Source organism: Sulfuriferula sp. AH1, from assembly GCF_002162035.1.
Taxonomy (GTDB): domain Bacteria; phylum Pseudomonadota; class Gammaproteobacteria; order Burkholderiales; family Sulfuriferulaceae; genus Sulfuriferula.
This window is the reverse complement of the sequence record NZ_CP021138.1, coordinates 1,786,472-1,808,987: the sequence shown is the minus strand read 5'-3', so window position 1 is coordinate 1,808,987 and position 22,516 is coordinate 1,786,472. Positions and strand designations below refer to the sequence as shown.

Genomic DNA, 22,516 nt, shown 5'->3' with positions numbered 1-22,516 from the left:
GCCAGGAAAATTAAATGGGGGTGTATCAAATTTGAATCGGCGCTCATTACAAAACTGTATCAATTTTAAATCGGCGTTGACACATGGCGAGATTGAAACGGCTCACCCAGGCTATCTCGGCAGCCAGGATACGTTCTATGTGGGCACCCTCAAAGGCGTCGGCCGGATTTACCAGCAGACCTTCGTTGACACCTATTCGAAGTGGGCAGCGGCCAAACTCTACACGACCAAAATGCCGATCACCGCAGCCGATCTGCTTAATGACCGGGTGCTGCCATTCTTCGCCGAGCAGAACATGGGGATGATACGCATCCTGACGGATCGCGGCACCGAATATTGCGGCAAACTGGAATCCCATGACTACCTGCTCTATCTGGCCTTGAATGACATCGAGCATACCAGGACCAAAGCCAATCATCCGCAGACCAACGGCATCTGTGAACGCTTCCACAAGACCATCCTGCAGGAGTTCTATCAGGTCGCGTTCCGGCGCAAGATTTACCGGTCAATCGCGGAGCTGCAAACGGATCTGGATGAATGGCTGGTTTATTACAACAATGACCGCACCCATCAGGGCAAGATGTGCTGCGGCCGCACTCCGACGCAAACACTTATTGACGGAAAGGAGGCATGGCACGATAAAATCACCACATTGAACAACTGAATCTGAACTGACAGCTGCATCTGTCAAACCGGGGAACTGTCAGATCAGATCGCGACTACTACAGTCTGAAAATACTTGACCACTACAGTCATTGAACAATTCCTCGGCTTGCTCGGTCGTCCAGGCATAAGGACGCTGGTAGTCAGGAATCTCGAACTGGTAGCTATCCTCAAAAATTTCCCGGATCAGCTTGTCGTGCGCTTCAAGTGTCTTGGCCATTGCGTTTGTTCTCTCCCTATCATTTTTATTCGCGTACGCTGGAGGAGCTCAACTAGCCTTACCCATCGTTTTCGGTCTCTTGATTTCTACGATCTGGAATGTTTTGGATGCGCTTCCAGCAAGATGCAGAACCACCTCATCTCCAATGACAGCGCCGAGTAGCGCCTGTGCCAAGGGGCGACTTTCATTCACGACGCCATTGGCAAAGTCGTCTTTGCCTCTGGTGATCTGAATGGTCATTACATCGTTAGGACGGGTAAGTTCGACATATCGGACCACATCACCAACTTCGATTTCCAAGTCGTCTTCAGTGTCGATCAGTACAGAGCTAACTGCTTCCCGCTCTATCTCGGCCTGCATGGCGTTTTCAACCCGCCCAATTGGCTGAGTCGAGTCTTTCGTTGGCTGCCCGGCACTTAATCCTTCCTCGATCCACGCATCACCTGAAGAGTGCTCAGGCTTCCAACTTTGTCGAATGTCTTCAAGGAAGCTGATGAGTTTCTCAGTTTCTTGCCTTGGGGTACGGAACCAGTCCGTGGACCAGATTCGCCACATACGTCCACGCCAGCCAAGGGACTCGAGTATCTCTTGACGAATGCGGTCGCGATCCCTAACGGAGAGCGCTGAATGGTAGGAGGCGCCATCGCATTCGATCGCGGCCAGGTAGGAGCCTGGGGCGTCTGGGTGCTTGACGGCAATGTCGATACGATAGCCTGCCACTCCCAATTGGGGCGTAACTTCGTAGCCACGGAGCTTGAGCATATCCATCACGGAGACCTCGAAGTCACTGTCTGGTTCGCGGTCCGTTTCTTCAATGGTTGTCAGAGAGCCAGTCCGGACGTATTCAAGGTAATTCCGCAGCGCTTTTGTGCCATCTGGGGTCGTCCCGTCCATAACGATGTCTTCTGGTCGCAGGGATGTATAGATAGCGATAGACTTCTTTGCACGGGTGAACAGCACGTTCAGGCGACGCCAGCCGCCTTGCCGACTGATCGGGCCAAAATTCTGGCGTACAGCACTCGATCCCGGCGGCTTTCCAAAGGTCGTCGAAATAATGATGGCGTCTCGTTCATCTCCTTGCACGTTTTCTAGGTTTTTGATGAACAGAGGTTGCCCCTCTGTGGTCCAGTGATCGCGATATGAATCGGCGCTACGAACAGACTTCAGTCGCTCATCAAGAAGTTCGGCGATCAAGTCACGCTGCTTGATGTTCAGCGTTACAACGCCGAGAGACTCATTAGAGCGAGCCGCGATGTGTTCAATGACAGCATCGACGACCCGCTTAGCCTCGCGCAGGTTGGTCTGGTTTTCATAGATGGCATCAGCCAGATAAACGGCCCGCACCCCAAGCCTACCTCCCTGACCATACGGCGAGGGAAAGATCACCAGATTGCCACTGTAGAAGCTGTGATTAGAGAAGGCGATCAAGGAATGGTGCTGAGAGCGATAGTGCCAGCGTAGGGATCGCGTCGGCCTAAAATGTGACGAGCAGACATCGAGAATGCTCTCTGCATCCGTGGTGGTGAAATGATCTTCCTCACCGTCTCCGTCCTGAGTCATTCGCGAGAAGAATGAAGTTGGAGGCAACTGCTTCGGATCGCCAACTACCACTAACTGACCACCACGTGCGACCGAGCCGATCGCTTCCTCGGGTTTCAGCTGTGACGCTTCATCCATGATGACGAGGTCAAACTTGATAACGCCTGGAGCCAAGTACTGAGCCACGGCCTGCGGCCCCATCATGAAGCAGGGCTTGAGCGCTTGGATCGATCCTCCTGCTCGGGTGAGGATTTTGCGCACGGGCATGCGTGGACGCTGCTGGGGCATAAGGTGGTTCAAGAGAAACATCTCTGTGCGGTCGTCGACACGGGCACCGTTCCTGCCTGGCGGTGGTGAAGCCTTGCGGGAGCATTCGTAGGCAATTGCCTTCCCGCGCAGTGCAATGATCTCCTTATCCAGTCGTTTGAACTCGTCGCGGATCTGGTTGTGCTTGAGTCCTGTAAATCGGCCAAGCTGAGGGATGTTTCGGAAGGCCTCGCGAGTGATCGTGCTGTAGGTGCAATAGGCGTAAGCGTCGGGCAACTCGTCAGGTTTGATGCGTTTTTTCTCCTGAAGCTCCACGAACTCGGTCAAAGTCAGCTCACTGGCCTCCTTGCGACGGGTCAGATACAGCGACCATGGAATTAGGAGGTCCTGATCTTGGATTGCCTTTTGAATCGCATCATGCAGGGCAATGGCAAAGAGTTCCAAGTCTTCGTCGGCTGGCGCTCCCGTCCACATATCCAGTTCAAACTTGCCGAACTGGGAAAGAGCACTGGTCAAGTTTTCGACCTGCTCTAGCCCGCTGTGAACGTCTTCCATCGCGGAAGCTAGAGCACGGCAAGCCTCGATCGGGTGTCCAGATCGCAGCTTGTACTTAACCTGCGGTGACAAGTTGAGGCCGTCGATGCTTTGGCCGAAAGACAGTGCCTCGATGACAGTTGAGCAATCGGTATCCTCGCCCAGATAGAGATCACCGAGTAGTGCCTTGACGTGGGCGTTGGCTTGAATCTGTGATTTCAGAGCCGAACGGTCCAAGGCCGCATCGCATCCGGCAATGACCTGGCCGAAGGTGGCTCGGCTTCGTGCCTCCAATTCCAGCCATTCGAAACGGTCCTCGAGGGCCTCTGTAAATTCATCAGTCTTCTCGATCACCTTTTCGACTAGATGACTTCCGCTGAACTCAGAGAGGCGCTTGAGTTTCTCGTTGATGCCCTTGAAGGCTGCAATTACAGCTGTGATCTCCAGCTTGGCCGTTGAGAACTCACGGCGTAGGGCGCGTGCTTGATCGGCTGTGAAGCTGATCGGGTCAATCAGTACGGCTTGGATATCCTCTGAGGCAACTTTAATTTCGCGATTCCATCGCGCCAACGTAAGGTATCCCTCTAAGGGTGTCGGAGTAGCAGGCGCAGGGAAGCTGAAAAACTGTGTCCATGTCGGCGATGTCTTCCAATGCTCTTTAAGCCCGATCAGTTTGATGATTTGCTCGAGCTGTTCCAGACGCTTCTGGCTAGGCATTTTTAGCTTGGTGCGCTGGAGCGCTTTGTGCAGCCCTACTGCCTTGCGCCACCGTCCTTGGAAGATGCGATACCAGGCATCCCCTTCGCGTAGCGCCAAGATGGCTTGCTTGATATCTCCTTCGTGCGGCAATGTGTCCACATAGAGCGATTCGCCTAGTTCCTTTTGGAGGCCAGTCCACTCTCCCTGAAGGGTGAGCAATTGATCAATGGCTTGGACTGCGCCATCGCGGGTCATTCCGGGCGTTTGGAGATGAAAGTGCTCTTCTGGGGCATCCAGCACGAGGTCTGTGAAACTGCACAGCTGCTCCAGCTTCTGCTTCGACCCGTCATAGGGGATATTTTTCCCGCCGAGGAAATTGATCAGGGTGGCATTAGCTGTCGAGAGCTTGCTTGTGGTCTCAACGAGCTGTTGATGCAGGATTCGAAGGTCATTGAGAGTGCCTAGCTCTGCCCCCAGGCTCTCCGCTAGTCGTTGCAGGCCCTTGATGTCATCTGCACAAGGCTTGGTGACGTTGGATTCCAGCTTAAATGCTGTTTTGACGGCTCCCTCAAGGCCGTGGAACTGCTCGACTTGTTTGGCGAATAAATCAATCGCTTGAGCGGCTTTCACCCCTGTCTCATCATTTTCAAAGAATCCGGGGATCAGGTGCAGCGGCAATTGCTGATTGGTAGTCCCAAGCAGGCGGTTGAGCACGGCCAACTGCTCACCACAGAATGCCAATGAGAGGTTATGAACTCGACCTCCGAGCACCTGCGAAAAGTGCTTCGAAGCATCAACCAAAGATTGCCCCCAAACATCAGCAGTCTCAAAAAGCTGTGTGATCTTGACTTCATCACCTGGGATCAGGCGATCAGGGTAGAATCCCCAGAAGGTACAGCTTGGATCGAAGCCTCCAACGGACTTGTATTGAGAGCCTAGGTAACTAAGACAGTCCATGCGCCGACCGAACTCAAATTCAGAAATCTGAGTCGCATCACCGATGTTGATCTGGCTCAACATGCTTTCTTCATTGCTGATTCCTTGGCGGTGCTTTTCAGCACGCCACATAATCTGATGAAGTGTCAATCCAAACGCGTTATGAGCAATGGAGTTGATCAGGTCTGTGTAGGCTTTGAGATCTTTACGGTGAGCTTCCAACTGCTGTTGCAGGCGAGGAAGGTCATTGAGATGGTGAGGCCTGAAGCTGGTTCGCTTGGCGATTTCCTCCAAGACCCGTTTCTTGTTGGTCTTGTTGCTGTGCAGTTCGAGCACAAACGGGTCAAGTCCAGCCAACGAGAGGCGATTTTTCACGACTTCAAGGGCAGCCAACTTTTCAGCGACGAAGAGCACCTTCTTGCCTTCAGCAAGGCAGGCGGCGATCAAGTTGGTGATGGTCTGCGACTTACCTGTTCCCGGTGGGCCTTCGATGACCAGATTCTTCTTGAGGGACAGGACATCAATGAGGGCGCTGTGCTGGGAGCTGTCGGCGTCATAAACGAGTGGAATGCTCGCCCCAGGGCCTTCTTCCACTAGGTGTTCTTCGGCAATGCCCAGACCGACTCCACCATCATCTGCTCGACCCTCGAACACCTCACGGACGATCGGATGGTCAATTAGGGAATTTTCCTCACCGTTTTGTGGCCATTTGCTTGGGTCCAGATCCCGAACAAGCAGCATGTTGCTGAAACTGAGCAAGCACAGGGAAACGCGGTGCTTGAGGGCGAAATCAGGTTGTTTTTTGATGATCGACTGAATTTCGGTGAAGTAGCCGTTGACATCAATCTGTTCTTCGGCAAGCTCGGGCAAAACCAGCCCAAAGTCGTTTCGCAGCTTTTCTCGTAATGAGAGGTTCTCCGAGATGTCGTCGCCAGTGTACTGGAGCGAAAACTGCTGGATGCCTGAAACTTCTTTCTTTTGCAGCGATACCGGAATGCTGATCAAGGGCGCCGTGAATATCTTGTCGCTGCCTCGTTGGTCGGGAAACTCCAAGAACCCCAGCACCAAGAACAGCATATTAGCGCCAGTTTCTTCAATCGCCAGCGTGGCCTCACGCTCGATTTTTCGGCAGTGCTTGGCGAGATCATCTGGGTACATCAACGCCCGGACATTCGACTCATCTGAGCCCTCTTCTGCGCCTGAAATGTCGTACCCCGTAGAGATACCTGCGGACTTTGCCCACTCTCGAGGTTCTGGGCGTTGCAGGCGACCGTTACGTTCAACCCAGTCCCGTTTGGTTGGTTCGGGTAGGCCTAGAACACTTATGCTGGCTTTGTTGTTTGCTTCGACTAGTTTTTGATATATAGCGGCGGGGTGTCCCTCGACAAATTGGAGCGACTTACCAGCCGTGTGTTTGAAATTAATCAGACGGTTTCGGCCGGTAAGGTCTAAGAGCTTTAGCCGCAATTGCTCTAATGCCGAAGTGAGCGTAGTAGATTCCATCTTCACGGCCGCCATTTTTTTATCTTTGGCCAAGGCGAGCGGAGCGCTCCAATCATTTAGTCGATCTCCGTGTCTAAAGAGTTTTGTTCTTGTGTTTTATAACCAGGAGCTAAAATTGCGTTCTTTACACCGTAGATAGCCAGGCAATCCTTCAGCCACAAGCGATACTCATGGCCGCGCAGGCTGTGATCAGGTGAGCAATCTACGTTCCACTGGCGCAGGGTGTAGCCGGCTGTGGCGGCACGCAGCTTCATGCGCAGGCCCCCGCCATCCATGCCGTAGTCCATTTCCGTGATCTCAGGACGTGGCTGGTCGTGGCTGGTCGTGGTGCGGCACCAATTCCAGCTCAACGATACGGGTCCACTGAATATCCTGAACACTTCGCTCATGCGACTGCACCGGCGCGCGTTGGCACGATCGGATTTTTGATCCGGGTAATGACGAAAATCACGAAAATTCTGGCTCTTCCGGTCAAAAGCGCGGACGTGCCAACGCGAGCCGTTATTGAGCAGGGCAAAGGGGACAATTTCTCGATCTGTACGCGCCCACTGGTAATTGAGTGATATTCGATCGCCAGCGGACACTCCTGATGGATTGCTCGGGTTACCGAAGCGAGCACATCCAGATCCGGCTGAGTTAGCCGCGACGGGGTTTCGCGTGCGATCCACGCCTTGAGCCGTACAGGCTCGCCATCGCCAAAACCCTGGGTTAGCCAAGAAAGCACTCGATCAGTGGGGGGGCGAAGACGGGATGGAAATCCGGTCCGAGGACGTAGGACTTACCCTTGGAGTCGTAATCAATGTTGCCCGGCGCCAACTTCTTGTAGAGAGCAAGATCCCGGGTGACTGCGGCTGACTGAATACCAAAACGCCATACCCGGTCCTGGCGACGGATATCCCCGATGAAGCGCACGCGCAACTCTACGAACGCGAGCCGGTCGCGTTGTGGCTGGGTTAGATCTGCAAGCTGATCTATAGACATTCTGTAGTGCTCATCCAAGTTAGCAAAGGCAGAAGCTGATTATTGCGGTAAGTATAAGCCACTCTAGGGTTAGACAATTTAATTATTTTGCGTCTTTTATCCGTCGTATTGTGATGACCAAATTACAAATGGTATCTCATCTAGGGTGCGTTGGAACGAAAGCTGACAATGCTATTTTCAGCGTCTGATGTCCGATCTAATTTTATTGGTATTGTAGGATTTTCCAAGTGTACCCATGAGTGTACCCATAGCCATAAGAAAATAAAAAAGGCCTACAGTGACTAAGCTGTAGGCCTTTGAATTTATTGGTGCGCCCGAAGAGATTCGAACTCCTGACCCCTTGGTTCGTAGTTAGGTATAAGACCGCCCCAAGCCGTATCACCCCATATCAGACAGTAATCATATATATATGTTTTAATTATTATATTTATATTGCATCGTCTCACCTCGACGCATAGAATGTCGTCAAATCTTATGCAAAAGTGTCACCAAAAGTGTCACCAATTTTGAGGAGTGTTACTTTGGCTTTGACTGACCGACAAATTCAACATGCCAAGACAGACCGCGCGGATTTATTCCTTAATGACGGGAAGTGCTTATATCTTCGAGTTCGCTTATCTGGCAGCAAAACTTGGTTGTACCGGTACAAAGCCACAGATAACAAAACTCAGTGGTTTGACCTAGGGCTATACCCTGGCCTTTCCTTGAATGACGCACGCTTGAAAGCAGCGGAGCAAAAGGTTAAGCGCAAGGACGGCATTGACCCTGTGAGAGAAAAGAAGGATGAAGCCAAACGTAAAGCGGCTGAAATGGCAACTCAACAAGCAAGAATGACTGTTCTCGACCTCTTCGAAGGATGGGAAAAACGAGAACTCAAAAATCGAAAAGATAAGGGAGCTGAGGTCAGGCGTAGCTTCGAAAAAGATGTTCTTCCAGCACTTGGTGCTTTGCCAGCTGAGGAAGTAACTCGATCAATGGTGGTCGCCGTGCTGGATAGCGTAGTGGAACGCGGCGCTCCTATTGTCGCTCGCAATTTGCTGGGGGATATTCGGCAAATGTTCGGCTACGCCATAGAACGTGACATAGTTGAGCAAGATCCGACTAGCCGACTTAAGCGTGATAGTTTTGGAAAAAAAGTTGAACGTGATCGTATCCTTTCCGAGATGGAAATCAAAGGACTGCCCCATAAGTTGAAGACTGCTCGGATGACTGAGTCAAGCACCGCTGCAGTATGGGTCATGCTTTCTACCTGCTGCCGTGTGGGTGAAATCAGCCAGGCAAAATGGCAGGATGTTGATCAAAATAGTGGAATGTGGCGTATACCGCCTGAAAACTCAAAAAATGCAAAAGAACATACCATTTATCTTTCCCCCTTTGCCGCTCGCCAATTCGAAGTACTGAAAGCGCTGGCTGTCAAAAGCCCATGGGTATTACCTGCAAGATGGACCGATCAGCACGTTTGCGTGAAGTCATTAGCAAAGCAGATTGGTGACCGGCAACGCGGTGACAAACCGCCTATGAAATGCCGCAGCTTGAATATCAATGCACTGGTATTTCCCGGTGGGAAGTGGACTCCCCACGATTTACGGCGCACTGGGGCAACGATGATGGGGATTCTTGGCACTAGGCCAGACGTCATTGAAAAATGTCTTAACCATGTCGAACAGAACAAGCTTTTACGCATATACCAGCGCCAAAAGCTAGAAGCCGAACAGGCCGAAGCATGGCGCTTGCTGGGTGAACGGCTAGAGTTACTTCTGCGTGACGAAGTGCGCTTTACCTCGGTCGTGTGTGCCTAGGGTTCCGACCACATCCTGTTGCGATCTTTAATACGATATGAAAGTTCTTTTACAATCGACAAGTCGCTACCGATAGACAGCAATTCATGCTCAATCACCTTTCGTGCTCTCATCAGATATTGGGGGTAGTCTATTGCAGAATCTTCGAACACAGGGGCGAAGAGCTCCAACTCTTCTTTCACGGACTCTAAATTGGGCCAATTCCCATGACCTAGAAAGAAAATACGATAGGTTAAACGACTGTAATCCCCTCCTGCCCCAGAATAACGCCGTTCATCCATCGATGTTCCCTCAATAAATGCTTCAGTTATTAAGGTCAATGACGCAAGATCAATGGCCCATTCTGTGAACTCATCACTAGTTAATTCAAGGTAAGGGCCACATCTAAACATAAATTCCATTAATGAAAAAGGATTGAAAGATTGATAGAGAGTGGGAGAAATTTGGTGAGGAACAAGGCGCTTTAGACTTGGAATGATGGCGTCATACAAACTATATTTAATTGGAGTAGGGCCCCAACGTTTTGCCAAAACAGCCAAGCCTTTCCCAACGGTTATGACCGATGAAGCTGTATCCAATTTTCTTCTGGGGCTGTCAATCCGGGAGCCCCAAATATCCAATGCACAAATAAATCGACGCAACGACGAAGAATCAAGATCTGGTTCCAGCCAATCTGCGCATTCTGGCAATCCCTGCTTAATCCAATTGACATATAACTTGCTGGGTTGTTTTTCCCCAGCTAGCCAACTCCTAATTGTTGTTTCAGATATGTTGTTTATTGGATTTTTAAGCATCGACAAAATTTGTTGAATACCCCGTGTCTTGACCCCCTGCCCAAGATGATCATCAACATCAGGCAAAAGTGAACAAGCAAATGCCTTGATCCTCAGAGGGGTGGCGGGAAGCCATTTGTCTTCATTTTTTTTATTACCCATGATTCAAAACACTTATCGTTAGAATTGTCAATCGCCGAAATCAGTACAATTTAGCTGAATTCGGGAGATGCTGTTTCAAATAACAATCATTAAACTCTATTTTGATCAGTGTATCACCGCCGAGTGGGAGTGCTGCGGCAATGCTCGTAAATTTTATGATTAATATAGACATTACAAAGGTGATTAAAAATGAAGCATATAAAACTTGAAGTAAAAAATCGCAATATTATTCCTTTAAGCAATAAAAACGGGAACACGAGCATGATCCCCGATGCTCTCAAAAACTTCGATTCATTGCCCGACTCAGCGAATGTTCGGCAAGCTGTGGTTCAGGGGTTGTTCGGTTGTTCTGCGGCAACTGTCTGGCGAATGGTAAAACGCGGCACATTGCCGGCACCCCGTAAAATAACTCCGCATATATCAGCATGGAACGTAGCGGAACTGCGCAAATCTCTATCGACATATGAGTTATGAAATAACTACTTATGGAATAAAGACGGTTTTCACTACCACCCCTACGAATCACTCTGTAAATAATGAATTAATACACGCAAGGAGAATATTTTGATCCCACGCATCGCCGCCAAACGACAGCAAAGATCCAGCGATAGCCAGCCATTCAACAACATTATCTGCGGCATCCCAGGGAATAAAATTCTGAAAAAAATGCAGCGGCTTTCCAGCATCTTTGACCAGATCCAGAATTACGTCTACCCAGGTTATAAAACAGCTAACAAGGTAAAGTGTATTGCCATTAGTACCAATGGCGTGATTGATATTACGACTGCCACAATAGAAATGAATGTTGTTTCATCGCGCAACACGCGATGCTTAGATCCCTTATTCCGTTTTACTTTGAGTTGGCCTGAGAACGAACACCCTGATCCAGACGACATATTCGACGCCGCCAAACATGCCATCAAGTCAATCGGCTTAGCTGACCACCAGTACATTCTCGTCGTCCATGGCAATATACTCAACACTCATTGCCACATCACCATCAACCGGATCCACCCTGAAACTTTCCGCTCGCACAATATCAAATGGTCAATAACAACTCTGCATTTAGCGGCAAGGGAAAGCGAAATTAAGCATGGCTGGGCGAACGAAAACGGCATCTATATCGTCGAAATCGACAAGACCAATCAAAAGCGTATCGTCATGAATCAAAAACATGCCAACCACATTGCCGAGGAGATGCTGCCGCATGAAAAAATTATTTAAACTCCTGCCAGATGCAGTTCGAAAAAATACAGTCCTGCACATTCGAGTGTCCGTCAGGGATTCTGAAATTATCACTGCCGCTGCAAAGACACGAAACCTTTCTGTGTGTGACTACATGCGTCGTGCCGCTCTTGGACGCCGCACCGATGTTCGGTACGAATCCCAGATGGTGCTAGCTCTTGATGCCGTAGTTAAATCCATTCTTGGCCTACACGCGGCCGTGGTTGAGCTGGGAATCCTGCCTCCAGAATCCGAATGGGGGCCCGTGATTAATGAAGCGGTAGCAGCCATGCAGCGGATAAGCAAGTAAGCTAATATTCCAGCAAGAAATCCTTGATCCATGATTCCCCACATCCCTTCACAACGTCAACGAAAAGTTAACGCTACAAAACCATTTAACGATCTCGTCAATTACGTCACTGAAAATAAGCATCAGGAATTACATTTATTTTCGAATAAATTTAGCGACATCCTTAACTATTCAACTAATTCCTTGGACAAGCAAACAAGTGAAGAAAAATGCATTGCCATTCGTATGCATGGCATCGCTGACATTTCTACAGCATCAATCCAGATGAACGCCGTTTCATCTCAAAACACTCGATGCGTTGACCCCACATTTCATTTCATTTTAAGCTGGCCTGAACACGAACATCCTCTTCCTGACCTAATTTTTGATGCGGCAGAACATGCCATAAAATCTTTAGGGCTGGCCGAACACCAATACGTTATTGCTATTCATGGAAACACCGACAATAGGCATTGCCACATTGCTGTAAACCGAGTTCACCCAATCACGTACCGATCACATAACATCGAGTGGGCAAGAAAAACCTTGCACTTGGCCGCGCGCCAAAGCGAAATAAAGCACGGGTGGACCAATGATAATGGAATCTACATCATTGAAATCAATAATGACGGCAAAAAACGAATAGTCCTTAATCCTGAAATATCTAAATCAGTCACTAACACCCAGCCTTACGCCCATTCTGAATTCAAACATGAAAAAGACTTACCTCCATGGCACGATCCAGAAAGCCTGGAATATTGGCTCAAGACAGACGTATCAAGAACACTTAAAAAAGCGCTCCCAAAACTACATGACTGGAACGCCCTGCATGTCTGGCTCGCAAAGCACGATGTCACGCTTAACGACACAGGCGGAGGCGGAATGCGATTGCGTGCCACATCACCCGAAACTGCCGAGGCCATCGATCTACCAGCCAGCAAAGGATTGCCCCTTTTAAAATGCCCCGAACTAGAAAAACGCTGGGGAAAATTCACGGATGGTGCTACCGAGCCCAACCCATTCATCCAATCATTCCCGTCCGACAGAACGGAAACAGACGAAGCAGAGGAAAACGTAACTACCCCCTGCATCGTCCCAGATTTATCCCATCTCACTCACAACCAACTTTCCAAAGGAGTAAACCATGTCCTCAGAATTGCTCCAGACAACGGAATCCCCCCCAATCCTGGTCAGCATCTCCTACACGGTGAACCAGATAAATCCCTCCCGCCGACCCACCGCAGAGGTAGCCTGCATGAATTGCCCACTAGCAGTCTGAATGGCGACGGAAAAAGTAGTGAAATGCTACTGCCGGACGCTCTACGTCTTCACTTGGGAGACGGGCAACCCCGGCAAGATCAGAGTTTGCGACGCCCCAAAACAAGTACGGAAAGCAGCCAAAGAAGTCTGACCCGCGACAACTCGAAGCGTGAAGCACGTAATGAACAACGTGCCGCAGCCCGCGTCGATCTCCGTCAACGTTTTTCACAGTATCAGCGCTTTGTTCGCGAAAACGACACCGACCATTGGAAACGCACAAAAAGTATCCAAGCCGACCGAAATCAAACGCTCAAAACAATTCGCGAAGAGACAAAAGCCGCTAAGTTAGAAGCTCGTCATAAGCTGAACTATGATAACTCTGTCAGACTGCTAGTAATCATTGCTATCGACGTAGAAAGCACGCGCCGAAAACTGCAAGCAGAATCCGACTTCCAATCCAGAAGTCAAGCCTTGCGAGACATCCGCCAACCCCCATTAGGCTGGCGGGTATGGCTTCACGAGCAAGCCAATCTTGGCGACCAAGCAGCCCTATCCGCATTACGCGGCATTGTCTACCAAGCGCAACGCGATGCCAAATACAGTAGCGAAAGCGAAAAGGACTCAAAAGAAGAGGAAAACGAAGAAGATACACCAGAAGCCAGCGAGCACCAGTATCGCCAACTAATGGCTCGTTTGTTCGAAGAAGAACGAAAAGAAATAGCCATCCGATCCACTAAACAAAACGCCATGCGTCCCTACGAAGTCGATGCCCTACTTGCCAGATACAGCTGTATCCAGTGGCGTGTCACAGGAAATGGTAATATCGAATACAGGGACAGAGATGGAGAACAACTATTCACCGATCGAGGAAACCGCGTCACCTTCGATCGAGCACGAGTGAGCGACGAAGAAATCCGTCTCGCACTTGTGCACGCACAACAAAAATTCGGCAAACACTTAACTTTGACTGGCGACGATCCGGTATTCGCCGAAAGAATGGCTTGCTTGGCCGACGATATGGGCATGACTATCCTCAATCCAGAACTTCAGTTAGCGATTGAAAATCGTCGCAACGCCCTTGCGCTGCAAATCACCCAGGCCACAACCATCATACTGGTACCATCGATATTGGCCAGATCAAACGAAACAGAAAATACATCCAACAAAACCACGAAGCGGGAACATCCATCGCAAGAACGCACCAAAGCTTACAAGGAAGAAACCCAGATCGAGGAGGTTATCGTTCAACCAAATCCTCAGGAACGTTTACGGGCAATGGTTTTATCCATCGACCCGCGCGCAAAGTTCGTGCCCCTTCCATCTGATAAAGCTTCGGCCATTGAGCAGATTGGCCCTTCATCGAACCCCAAACCGCAAACACAACTCGCAGCCAATCAAGTGACAGAGGAATCTCTTGCAGACCACCAGGAGCCAATCGCGCCGGTTGTTGCCGACACTAACCAGATGGTCGAAACCGAGCCAACCTTACAAGCTCCACAACCGCTCACGATTGAGGAATGGCTGCTCACCAACCAGGAAAAACCAAAAAATAAGAACGAGTCAATCGCATCCGTTGGCCGCATCTTACACATCGCTGCTGATGGCCGCTGGATACAAGATGCGGGGCGTTCATTTGTCGTGCGCCTACCGACCGATTTTGTTCCAAAACTTGGAGATCGGGTTCGGGTAGGAAAAAAAGGGGGGGCGGTTCTAGTGCCAGAAATAAGCATGAATACCGGGATCGGCAGCTAAAATTTAAGGGATGTTCGTAATAAGTTGTGTATTCATGGCCGACGGCTGTCCAATCGGAAAGCGAGCTTAGATCGGCACACGCTGCTGTAGCGATGTCAAGGGTTCAGGCTATATCGCCTCTAGAACGAGCTCGTCATTGCGCTAACGCGGTCGGGGGCTGTTCGTTCGAAATACCGCGGGCCTGGCTGATCTGAAGATTAATTCGTGCAGCCAGCTCCCAACTGATGTCTGGCGTCCGCGTCAAATTTTCGGCGGGCCGCGATGTGTCAATCTCGCCCTGATGCGCTGCTGGATAGCGCTTCACCGTCACCGCTTTCGGGCTCCACCTTGCGGCGGGCGTGAACTAGCACAGACACACTACCGCCAGCCTTCTTGATCTGCGCCAGCCCAGACGAAGTCACGCTAACGTAGACGTCTTCACCCCAGATGGCGTCGTCCTCAACATCCACACGCCCACCGTCGCGCCACCAAACTACCCTGGCCACAATCTGCCCGGAATGATCCAGGTAGAGGAGTCAGCTGTCCGGATGGTTGCGCCACATCAACCGGCGCAACCAGTTTGGGCAGATTATAAGCTGGTAGGGTGGCACTTCCGACATGTAGCTACCGGAAAACATGCGCACAATAGTCGGCGCCAGCTCGTTCGTCAAGGCAAGGAACCCATTAGCCCACACGGCCTTGGGCAGCAAGCCAACCCATTCGGCTAGATTGTCTTGATCACCAATATTCAGTAATGGAGCACGAATTCGTTCTAGGGAAACTCTGCAAAACCCCCACATTCACGTCCCACATCTGAGCCTGATGTGGCACCATTGAGCCCATGAAACAAACCACCCTGAATCTAGACCTCAGTCTCAAGCGCACGCGCAAGCGTGAATTCCTCGAACAGATGAACCACGTCGTACCGTGGGCGGCACTGGTCAAGCTGATCGCCCCGCACTACCCCAAAGGCAACAACGGACGCCCACCGTTCCCGCTTGAAACCATGCTGCGCATCCACTTCATGCAGCAATGGTTCAGCCTGTCCGATCCGGGCATGGAAGAAGCCTTCTTCGACGTCCCGCTGTACCGCGAATTTGCCCGGCTTGAAGACTACGCCCGCCTGCCTGACGAGAGCACCATCCTGCGCTTTCGCCACCGGCTCGAACAGCACCTGCTGGCCGAACAGATCCTCACCACCGTCAACCAGCTGTTGACCCGGCAAGGCCTGCTGCTCAAGGTCGGCAGCGTAGTGGACGCCACCCTGATCCCGGCGCCCACCTCGACCAGGAACAAAGACAAGACCCGCGACCCCGAAATGCACTCGAGCAAGAAAGGCAATCAATGGTACTTCGGCATGAAAGCCCACATTGGTGTTGATGCAGACTCTGGACTGGTCCACACCGTGCGCGGCACAGCTGGCCATGTCCACGACGTGATTGAAGCCAATGGGCTGTTACATGGCGAGGAAGCGGAAGTCTATGGCGATGCCGGTTATCAGGGGGCAGCCAAACGCCCGGATGCCAAGGCCAGCGTCACCTGGCACGTGGCGATGCGCCCGGGCAAACGCCGGGCGCTGAACAAGGACAAACCCAGCGACACCTTGATCGACAAGCTGGAGAAGCTCAAGGCAGGCATCCGCGCCAAGGTAGAGCACCCGTTCCGGGTGCTCAAGCGCCAGTTCGGATTCGCCAAGGTGCGCTACAAGGGCTTGAAGAAGAACACCGCCCAGCTTGTTACGCTGTTTGCGCTATCCAATCTGTGGATGGTGCGGCACAAACTGATGGCCCTACCGGGATGAGTGCGCCCGGAAGTCGGAAAAGCGGCCTGAACTGGGCCAAAAACAGCAGAAAAACAGGCACGTATTAAGCGTTTCGCGTGGCTGATTTGAAATTTAAAGCAGTGCCGTCTGCCGCTGCGCGGCAGACGGGGTTGTTCAGAGTATCCTTAAGTCGCAAAAATCACTGGCAACATCAAGAATTACGGAATCGTAGTTGAGTCTTTCGCTACGTCTATTACCTGCATTTTGGCCAGTGACATGTTTTTCATAAAGCCGTTATATTTTTATTGACGCATATTCGATATGGCGTATATATTACTCACTTGATTACTTAGAAGGCTTCATACCATGTTACGACGTTTAGCATTAACCCTCTTGCTAATGACTTGGGCGCTGGGCGCATAAGCTGCACGCGATTTTCTGGTAGATGCTGATTGGCTGACTGCACATATTAAAGATCCGAAAGTGGTGGTATTGGATGTGCATTATCACCCTCATCATTATTTTACTATTGGGCATATATCTGGCGCAGTACAGGTTAAACGGTTTGTTGATCTGGGCTGCAACACCTGCGTGCCGACGATGAAATTCCCTACACGTGAAGCATTTCAAGCGACTTTGCGTGGCTGGGGCGTAGATAATGATTCCACCATTGTGATTTATGACGATTCAGTCACAGCGTTAGCCTCTCGTGTTTATTATTTATTGGATTTGTATGGCTTCGATATGAAGCGCGTAAAAATACTCAACGGCGGCACCATGGAATGGTCTGCATTTAACGATCTGAGCAGAGATGCTGTTGTGCGTAAAGCAGGTCATGTATCGCTTAAATTGGCGCGTGACAATATAAAAGTAGAGTGGACTGATATTTACAATAATGTTGTTGCCCGTCGTGATCTCCGTATCGTGCTGCTTGATGCCAGACCACATGCGATGTACACAGGGGAGGTTGTAGCGCATTCGATTAGCGCGGGACATATCCCTGGCGCGATGAGTATCGTTAGTCTGGATGGTGCAGATGGGCAAACGCAAACGTGGAAATCTGAAGCTGCATTAGCGGAAATGTATAAATCCATCCCGAAAGATAAAACCGTTTATGTGTATTGTCATGATGGATTCCGTTCCAGTCTGGCTTATTTGCAACTTAAAAGCCTGGGTTATCAAGATGCACGCATGTACAACGGCGGCTGGAGTGACTGGGGGATTAACTTGAGTTTGCCTACGGTAAAAGGTGAGCAACCCTTATGATGCGGCGTTTGAACTATAAAATCTGAAATTGGTGTATCTGAACGCAGGCAGTCGTAGCTTGCTGATATTTTGAAAATTAGACTATTGCTGAAGGAAATCTATATGCACTATCCAATTCGTGTGATGTTTTTATGTACTGCCAACTCTGCCCGTTCTCAAATGGCGGAAGGATTGTTGCGAGCCTTTGGCAGTAAGGATTTTGAGGTCTACAGCGCGGGACTTGAACCCAAGGAATTGAATCCGCTTGCGGTAAAGGTGATGGCGGAAATTGATATCGACATTTCCGGCCAGCGCAGCAAACATCTTAATGAATACGAGGAAATTCAGTTTGATTACATGATCACGGTCTGTGATCGGGCCAGGGATAGTTGCCCCTCCTTCCCTCGTGATGGCGAGAACATACACTGGGGTTATGATGATCCTGCTGAGGTACAAGGGACAGCAGAAGAAAAATTGGCCGTATTTCGTCGCGTGCGTAATGAAATTAGGCAGCGCCTTAACGTCTGGATTCCTGCTATGCGGAAAAAACTTAGGGATGAAGGCTTGGCATGACTACGCAATGTAAAGTGACAGTGCGCGAGGGGGCTGCTATACCACGCGGTATCCCCGCGCCCATGTATTATAGTTTAAAAGCGTCCTCAGTCGATTATGGCTACGGATGTAGTTTGCAGTATCTCCATCTCACTTGAGAAGGAGCAGAACATGAAACTCAAATTTGTCTTCGCTGCCGCCCTGACCGGCGCCATCCTCTCCACATCCGCCCTGGCGCTGGCATGAGGCCACTGGGCTGCCAACCAGGGCAACATCTGGGGTTGGCAGTTCATGACCCCGGCGGAACGCACCGAGCACCAGACCAAGATGCGCAGCTTTAAGACCTATAACGAGTGCAAGGCCTACCAGGAGGAAGAACAACAACACAAGCAGATGGAGACTCGCGCCAAGAAAAAAACGTGAGCCTCCCAGCGATGGGCTCTGGCTACGGTTGTGACAACATGAAGGCACGCGGCTTCCTCAAGTAATTTCGCGCAGTAGCACCCGGTGGCGCCAGCTACCGGTTTCTCCGTTTTTGAAGGAGCGAACATGGAAAACAACCCTCATCATGGCTATCGGGCTGTTCGTTCTCTCGGTCGCCTCAGGCATGTTGGGCTTGGGTGTGGCTTTCGCGGCGGTGCCGTTTCTCGGCTTTTTCATGGCCGATCTGGTGCATCAGGTGCATCAGGTGCAGCCCTTGAGCTTGTTCTTGAATGGTGTGACCGCATTGTTTGCCGTGTTCGGATTCGCCAAGAGCGGTTTGGTGGCGTGGCGCGAGGCGCTGCTGCTCGCCGCCGTGACCACGGTGGTGGCGCCTTTCGGTGCATGGCTTGCCCAGTACATCGCCCCGACCTGGCTGTGGGGCATCTATCTAGTCACCGTGGCCTATCTCGCCTGGCGTATGTTCCAGAAAGAAAAACCCGAGGATGCGGCAGCCCCAACCGTCGTCGCGCCGAATCTCAAACTCGCGTTGATGCTAGCGGCGCCGATTTCGATCCTGGCGGGTCTACTAGGCGTGGGCCCCGGCTTCTTGCTGATGCCAGCACTGATTCTGGTGGGTTATGAGCCGAAGCGCGCCGCCGCCATTAATTCGGTGGCTGTGACACCGCCTTCCTTCTCATCGCTTATCCCGCATCTTTCCACCATGCAGGTCGATTTGCAACTTGGCGCTATATTGGTAGTGGTGGGCGCAGCTGACAAGTCTGTTCGTTTCGGGCAAGCGTCTGAAACAGATCTTTGGTGTACTGATTGTGGTGATGACGGCATATAAATTGTTCTCAATCCTATCCAAATAAGGAAATGTTATGTTCAAAAAAGTGGTCATCCATATTTTTTATGCCGATGAATATAGTGGACCCCAATTTTCAGACAGTGAATTAAGATAGTAACCTGCTGAACAAAGGAGCAGGTTGTGAGTGAAACGAAGCGTAAGAATTTTAGTGGTGAATTCAAGGCCAAGGTGGCACTTGAGGCAATTCGCGGCATCAGGACGGTGAACGAAATTGGCCAGGAGTTTGGAGTACATCCGACGCAAGTTGGTTTATGGAAGAAGGAGCTGCAAGAGCAAGCTGCCAATGTGTTTGATGCCAAACGTGGCCCGAAACCTGCCGACCCATCTGCCAGTCCTGAGCGGCTCTATTCCGAGATTGGGCGGTTGAAGATGGAACTGGACTGGCTCAAAAAAAAGTCTGGGATCAGCCAATAGCAGTGCGCAAGCAATGGGTCAGCACCATCGAGCCGCTGGCGCTGATACGGCAATGTGCACTGACCGGTGTGGCGCGTTCCACTGTTTATGCGCCACAATTAACGACAGAACCAGACAAACAGGAATTGGCGTTACTGGCACTGATTGACGCCGAATACACGCGGCATCCGTTTTACGGCAGCCGCAAGATCAAGCAATACCTGCGTGGCTTGGGGCACAAGATCAACCGCAAGCGTGTGCAGAGGCTGATGGGTATATTGGGTCTTGCGGGCATGGCGCCATGGCCTAACACCAGTCGACGGCACCCGCAGCACAAGGTTTACCCGTACCTGCTCAGGGGCGTGCTGGTGACGCGTCCCAATCAGGTATGGAGCACAGATATTACGTACATTCGTCTGCCGCGAGGGTTTGTGTATTTGGTGGCGGTGATTGACTGGTACTCGCGTAAAGTACTGTCATGGCGGTTATCCAACACAATGGATAGTGGGTTCTGCGTGGACTGCCTGGAGCAGGCATTGCAAACATATGGTGCGCCTGAGATATTCAATACCGATCAGGGCAGCCAGTTCACCAGTGAAGCTTTTACGGGCGTGCTCAAGTCGCACGGCATTAGCATCAGCATGGATGGGCGAGGCCGGGCACTGGATAATATTTTTGTGGAACGGCTCTGGCGTAGCGTCAAACATGAAGACGTGTACCTGAAAGGCTACGCCACCATGCCTGATTTACTGCTTGGACTGACGGAATACTTTGTGTTTTACAACACGGAAAGAACGCACCAATCGCTGGGCTACGACACACCGGACCAGGTTTACCGTACAGCAAGCGGAGGCGGCGCAAGGATTGTGGACAAATACGACAAAAAACTCTTGTCCGGGCACCCGAGTGAGACAGAAAAAACGCACTCAGAAATAGAAACGAAAAAAGAAACAGAAAACCGGGGCAGCGCTGTTCCGCTGCATGTAAAAGGTTACCCTCTTAAACTCGATGCATTATTGTCTTGACTGAGGGGTCCACTATAGAAAGCTCGCTGGGCACCGGCTCCCACGTTTCCGGGCGTATCCATTTATGACCACTAAAAGAGAAAGGGGCGTCCGAAATGAAGATTACGACAATTGGCACCCTGCGGTGTATACCGACTTACGCTTAATCAATTGTATGACAGCGGGACGTTCTATCTTGAGTTGCTCGAGCCGCTTGTCTCAAATGATGCGCCGTATGCTTTGCTGCTGTTCCAGTGTCAAGTTTCGGCCTTCGCTGCACGTACCATGGGCTGACTCAGCTGGGCCAGATCAATGATGCGCGCATCGCGCCCATGACTCATGACAGACATTTGTGAGACGACACACTAGTTGCCGAGACGTTGTTCCGCCAGCGCAAGCTCCTCCGGCGTGTTGATGTTGGCGAATGCATCAGGGTTATCGAACAGCACTTCTATGCGCTGGTGCCGGCACTGCCATTCATCGACCCTGCGGCCACCCTGTCTCAGGTACTGGTCGAGATCCATGAGAATGGTACGCCTGCACAGGCAAACCGCCTGATGTGTTCGCCCACCAGCGAAAGGAATGGCAATATCGGCATCCTCATCGCGCAGGCTTGTAAGCAGCCGCGCGGCGAGATGGTCAGGCAAGAAGGGGGTGTCGCAGGGCACGGCAAGCACCAGAGGATGTGTGGCTTCCGTCATGGTCCTGTGTAGCCCGGCCAGTGGCCCGGCAAAATTGCCAATCCCATCGGCGAGGACCGGATAGCCGAGCCCTGCATAGGTCTCAATATTGCGATTGGCGCTGATCAGTATCTCATCGACCTGCGGCGTGATACGGTCTAGCACCCTGGCAATGAGCGGGTGCCCGTGCAAGAGTACCAGGCCCTTGTCCTCCCTGCCTAACCGGCGGCCTTGCCCACCAGCGAGGATGACAGCGCTGATTTTCATCGGTGTGGTGCTCACGGAAAATGGCAATGGTGACCAATCATAAAATTATACGCGTGCTATTGCCTAGCCTGATCTCCGGAGTGCTTCATATGTGGCAGATTTCTGCTAAATATTAAGGTTCCTGCAAAACACATAAGCCAAATTGTAAATCAGCAAGGATAATTGACCAGACAATAGCTTTGAAATTTCACCATCCAAAGCCCATATAAAAACGAGCTACGACAGTCGTTTACATGGATTTTGGTGTGGTTATTAATTGGGTGCTGAAACTGGCCAAGTCCAGACGCTGCTTTATATCCAGCGTTTTTCCGCAATCAGATCACTATCGCGGGCTTCCACCCAGTGTTCACCTACCGCAGTCAACTCCTTCTTCCAGAACGGTGCGCGCGTCTTAAGGTAATCCATAATGAATTCGCACGCCGCAAAGGCGTCACCGCGATGGGCCCCGGCAACCGCCACCAGGACGATCTGATCCGTGGAATGCAGCGTGCCGACCCGGTGGATCACCAGCGCATCGTAAATGTCCCAGCGCCGCGCCGCCTCTTCCACGATGGCGGCGAGCGCTTTTTCCGTCATGCCAGGATAGTAATCCAACGTCATCTCCGACACCGGAACGTTTTCGTTAATGTCACGCACCAATCCAACGAAGCTGACGATGGCTCCGATTTTTGGATTGCCAGCCCGTAGAGCGGAGAGTTCCTTGCTGATCTCGAAATCTTCGAGTTGTACACGAATTGGCATA

The 22,516-nt window shown here is 51.0% G+C and carries 17 protein-coding genes and 3 pseudogenes; 13 read left to right on the top strand and 7 right to left on the bottom strand.

Annotated elements, in window-relative coordinates:
• Positions 1-85 precede the first annotated feature (85 nt).
• Positions 86-664: pseudogene (locus tag CAP31_RS09215) on the top strand (integrase core domain-containing protein); the annotation flags it as partial.
• Positions 665-703: 39 nt separating this feature from the next.
• On the opposite strand, the gene CAP31_RS09210 reads toward CAP31_RS09215, so the two are convergent.
• The 3 genes and pseudogenes from CAP31_RS09210 to CAP31_RS15315 all read right to left on the bottom strand — a co-directional run bounded on the left by CAP31_RS09210 (position 704) and on the right by CAP31_RS15315 (position 7,342).
• A complete protein-coding gene (locus tag CAP31_RS09210) occupies positions 704-883 on the bottom strand; it encodes a DUF262 domain-containing protein (protein WP_223247236.1) in 180 nt (59 codons plus the stop codon).
• Between the two features lie 48 nt (positions 884-931).
• The gene (locus CAP31_RS09205) at positions 932-6,394 is read right to left on the bottom strand and encodes a DUF4011 domain-containing protein (protein WP_087447258.1); all 5,463 of its coding nucleotides are present in this window, start codon (positions 6,392-6,394) and stop codon (positions 932-934) included.
• Positions 6,395-6,417: 23 nt separating this feature from the next.
• Positions 6,418-7,342: pseudogene (locus CAP31_RS15315) on the bottom strand (helix-turn-helix transcriptional regulator).
• 521 nt (positions 7,343-7,863) lie between these two features.
• On the opposite strand from CAP31_RS15315, the gene CAP31_RS09195 reads away from it, so the two are divergent.
• Positions 7,864-9,141, top strand: a complete 1,278-nt coding sequence (locus CAP31_RS09195) for an integrase arm-type DNA-binding domain-containing protein (RefSeq protein ID WP_087447257.1) — start codon at positions 7,864-7,866, stop codon at positions 9,139-9,141.
• Here the strand turns inward: CAP31_RS09195 and CAP31_RS09190 are convergent.
• A complete protein-coding gene (locus CAP31_RS09190) occupies positions 9,138-10,076 on the bottom strand; it encodes a hypothetical protein (protein WP_087447256.1) in 939 nt (312 codons plus the stop codon). The genes CAP31_RS09195 and CAP31_RS09190 overlap by 4 nt on opposite strands.
• A 189-nt stretch (positions 10,077-10,265) precedes the next feature.
• Here CAP31_RS09190 and CAP31_RS09185 point away from each other — a divergent pair, with 189 nt between their 5' ends.
• The 4 genes from CAP31_RS09185 to CAP31_RS09170 all read left to right on the top strand — a co-directional run bounded on the left by CAP31_RS09185 (position 10,266) and on the right by CAP31_RS09170 (position 14,601).
• A complete protein-coding gene (locus CAP31_RS09185; protein WP_223247232.1) occupies positions 10,266-10,550 on the top strand; it encodes an AlpA family transcriptional regulator in 285 nt (94 codons plus the stop codon).
• 90 nt (positions 10,551-10,640) lie between these two features.
• Complete coding sequence (locus tag CAP31_RS09180) at positions 10,641-11,300, top strand: relaxase/mobilization nuclease domain-containing protein (RefSeq protein ID WP_087447255.1); 660 nt, start codon at positions 10,641-10,643, stop codon at positions 11,298-11,300.
• Positions 11,284-11,610 carry a hypothetical protein gene (locus CAP31_RS09175; protein ID WP_087447254.1) on the top strand — a complete coding sequence of 109 codons (327 nt, stop codon included), beginning with the start codon at positions 11,284-11,286 and terminating at the stop codon, positions 11,608-11,610. The genes CAP31_RS09180 and CAP31_RS09175 overlap by 17 nt, the downstream gene beginning before the upstream one ends.
• Before the next feature lie 30 nt (positions 11,611-11,640).
• Positions 11,641-14,601 (top strand): relaxase/mobilization nuclease domain-containing protein, encoded by a 2,961-nt coding sequence (locus CAP31_RS09170; protein ID WP_087447253.1) that lies wholly within the window; start codon positions 11,641-11,643, stop codon positions 14,599-14,601.
• A gap of 266 nt (positions 14,602-14,867) precedes the next feature.
• Here the strand turns inward: CAP31_RS09170 and CAP31_RS09165 are convergent, their stop codons facing one another.
• Complete coding sequence (locus CAP31_RS09165; RefSeq protein WP_087447252.1) at positions 14,868-15,086, bottom strand: hypothetical protein; 219 nt, start codon at positions 15,084-15,086, stop codon at positions 14,868-14,870.
• 335 nt (positions 15,087-15,421) lie between these two features.
• Between CAP31_RS09165 and CAP31_RS09160 the strand changes: the two genes are divergently transcribed.
• The 7 genes and pseudogenes from CAP31_RS09160 to CAP31_RS09130 form a co-directional block, all read left to right on the top strand.
• Positions 15,422-16,381, top strand: a complete 960-nt coding sequence (locus tag CAP31_RS09160) for an IS5 family transposase (protein WP_087447251.1) — start codon at positions 15,422-15,424, stop codon at positions 16,379-16,381.
• Positions 16,382-16,825: 444 nt separating this feature from the next.
• On the top strand, positions 16,826-17,608 hold the full coding sequence (locus tag CAP31_RS09155; protein ID WP_255377103.1) for a sulfurtransferase: 783 nt from the start codon (positions 16,826-16,828) through the stop codon (positions 17,606-17,608).
• A gap of 102 nt (positions 17,609-17,710) precedes the next feature.
• A complete protein-coding gene (locus CAP31_RS09150; RefSeq protein ID WP_087447250.1) occupies positions 17,711-18,160 on the top strand; it encodes an arsenate reductase ArsC in 450 nt (149 codons plus the stop codon).
• A gap of 96 nt (positions 18,161-18,256) precedes the next feature.
• Positions 18,257-18,385 carry a hypothetical protein gene (locus tag CAP31_RS15170; protein WP_255377101.1) on the top strand — a complete coding sequence of 43 codons (129 nt, stop codon included), beginning with the start codon at positions 18,257-18,259 and terminating at the stop codon, positions 18,383-18,385.
• Positions 18,386-18,430: 45 nt separating this feature from the next.
• Complete coding sequence (locus CAP31_RS15165) at positions 18,431-18,562, top strand: hypothetical protein (protein ID WP_255377100.1); 132 nt, start codon at positions 18,431-18,433, stop codon at positions 18,560-18,562.
• A gap of 145 nt (positions 18,563-18,707) precedes the next feature.
• Positions 18,708-19,409 (top strand): sulfite exporter TauE/SafE family protein, encoded by a 702-nt coding sequence (locus tag CAP31_RS09140; RefSeq protein WP_223247231.1) that lies wholly within the window; start codon positions 18,708-18,710, stop codon positions 19,407-19,409.
• Positions 19,410-19,550: 141 nt separating this feature from the next.
• A pseudogene (locus CAP31_RS09130) lies at positions 19,551-20,701 on the top strand (IS3 family transposase); the annotation flags it as partial.
• 491 nt (positions 20,702-21,192) lie between these two features.
• Here the strand turns inward: CAP31_RS09130 and mobA are convergent.
• Positions 21,193-21,774 carry a molybdenum cofactor guanylyltransferase MobA gene (mobA, locus tag CAP31_RS09125; RefSeq protein ID WP_087447248.1) on the bottom strand — a complete coding sequence of 194 codons (582 nt, stop codon included), beginning with the start codon at positions 21,772-21,774 and terminating at the stop codon, positions 21,193-21,195.
• A 291-nt stretch (positions 21,775-22,065) separates the two neighbouring features.
• Positions 22,066-22,515, bottom strand: a complete 450-nt coding sequence (gene moaE / locus CAP31_RS09120) for a molybdopterin synthase catalytic subunit MoaE (RefSeq protein WP_087447247.1) — start codon at positions 22,513-22,515, stop codon at positions 22,066-22,068.
• Position 22,516: the final 1 nt, after the last annotated feature.

Bases quoted from the DNA above. Each gene is read 5' to 3' on its own strand.
- CAP31_RS09140 (WP_223247231.1), top strand. From the start codon at position 18,708: ATGGCTATCGGGCTGTTCGTTCTCTCGGTCGCCTCAGGCATGTTGGGC.
- CAP31_RS09185 (WP_223247232.1), top strand. From the start codon at position 10,266: ATGAAGCATATAAAACTTGAAGTAAAAAATCGCAATATTATTCCTTTA.
- CAP31_RS09190 (WP_087447256.1), bottom strand. From the start codon at position 10,076: ATGGGTAATAAAAAAAATGAAGACAAATGGCTTCCCGCCACCCCTCTG.
- CAP31_RS15170 (WP_255377101.1), top strand. From the start codon at position 18,257: ATGGCTACGGATGTAGTTTGCAGTATCTCCATCTCACTTGAGAAGGAG.
- mobA (WP_087447248.1), bottom strand. From the start codon at position 21,774: ATGAAAATCAGCGCTGTCATCCTCGCTGGTGGGCAAGGCCGCCGGTTA.
- CAP31_RS09210 (WP_223247236.1), bottom strand. From the start codon at position 883: ATGGCCAAGACACTTGAAGCGCACGACAAGCTGATCCGGGAAATTTTT.
- CAP31_RS09175 (WP_087447254.1), top strand. From the start codon at position 11,284: ATGAAAAAATTATTTAAACTCCTGCCAGATGCAGTTCGAAAAAATACA.
- CAP31_RS09160 (WP_087447251.1), top strand. From the start codon at position 15,422: ATGAAACAAACCACCCTGAATCTAGACCTCAGTCTCAAGCGCACGCGC.
- CAP31_RS09170 (WP_087447253.1), top strand. From the start codon at position 11,641: ATGATTCCCCACATCCCTTCACAACGTCAACGAAAAGTTAACGCTACA.
- CAP31_RS09150 (WP_087447250.1), top strand. From the start codon at position 17,711: ATGCACTATCCAATTCGTGTGATGTTTTTATGTACTGCCAACTCTGCC.
- moaE (WP_087447247.1), bottom strand. From the start codon at position 22,515: ATGCCAATTCGTGTACAACTCGAAGATTTCGAGATCAGCAAGGAACTC.
- CAP31_RS15165 (WP_255377100.1), top strand. From the start codon at position 18,431: ATGACCCCGGCGGAACGCACCGAGCACCAGACCAAGATGCGCAGCTTT.